This window comes from Paractinoplanes ferrugineus, from assembly GCF_016862195.1.
Lineage (GTDB): Bacteria > Actinomycetota > Actinomycetes > Mycobacteriales > Micromonosporaceae > Actinoplanes > Actinoplanes ferrugineus.
In genome coordinates this window covers 1-909 of sequence record NZ_BOMM01000124.1, presented here as the reverse complement: position 1 = coordinate 909, position 909 = coordinate 1, and the positions used below count along the sequence as shown (strand labels likewise).

Genomic DNA, 909 nt, shown 5'->3' with positions numbered 1-909 from the left:
TTTTTCATCCTGCGTAGCGGTTGGCTTCGACGTGGTGCAGGACAAGGACGGCTTGCACGATCGCGGTTGCTCGGCGTGGGCAGCAGCGCAGCTTGGCGAGGATTTTCCAGGTCTTGAGCGTGGCGATCGCGCGTTCGCCGCGGGCGCGGATCTTCGCGTGGGCCCGGTTGACCGCCTTCTGCCGGCGTGACAGCTTCGGTCGGAACCGGCGCCGTTTGAACGGTGTCCGCACGCTGCCTCGGGCGCCTTGGTATCCCTTGTCGGCGAAGGTCATCACGTCGGCTCTGGTCAGCGCGTCGATGATGCCGTGGGTGCGGGCGGCGGTCAGGTCGTGCGTCGAGCCAGGCAACGCGGGCGAGGCCCAAACGAGACGCCCAGCCGCGTCGGCGATGACCTGAACGTTCACCCCGTGACGCTTGTGTTTTCCCGAGTAGAACGGCTTCTGGTCGGCGACCCGGTCGATCGGAATCAGAGTGCCGTCCAGGATCGCGTACGCCAGCAGCCGGACCCGGTTCATGACGGTGTCCAGGTCGTCGCAGGTGGCGGCGAGCAGGTCGATGGCCTCGCGGACGTAACGCCAGGCCGTCGTGACGCCGATCTCGAAGCCGGCGGCCAGCCGGGTCAGGGTGTCGCCGTTACGTAGGTGGGCCAGGGCGAGCAAGGCTTGCCGGCCGGGTCCGAGGCGCCGCCACCGGGATCGGCACTGCTGGCGGCGGGTTCGGATGAGGGCAGCGAGGTGGTTCAGGCTGCGGGTGGACAACGGAATCGCGGCAGGGTAAGACAGCACAGCGAGGCTCCCGGTTGGGGCATCTGATCTTGGTCGATTGCTGTCTTACCGGGAGCCTCGTCCTACGTGGACACTAGGGTCCCGCACTGCCCGTGACCTGCACCGTCACGATGAAAATGGCT

Annotated in this window: 1 protein-coding gene; it reads right to left on the bottom strand. The window is 67.0% G+C overall.

Features of this window, described 5'->3' with window-relative positions:
• Window positions 1-4: 4 nt before the first annotated feature.
• The gene (locus Afe05nite_RS43520) at window positions 5-787 is read right to left on the bottom strand and encodes a transposase family protein (RefSeq protein ID WP_203823227.1); all 783 of its coding nucleotides are present in this window, start codon (window positions 785-787) and stop codon (window positions 5-7) included.
• Window positions 788-909: the final 122 nt, after the last annotated feature.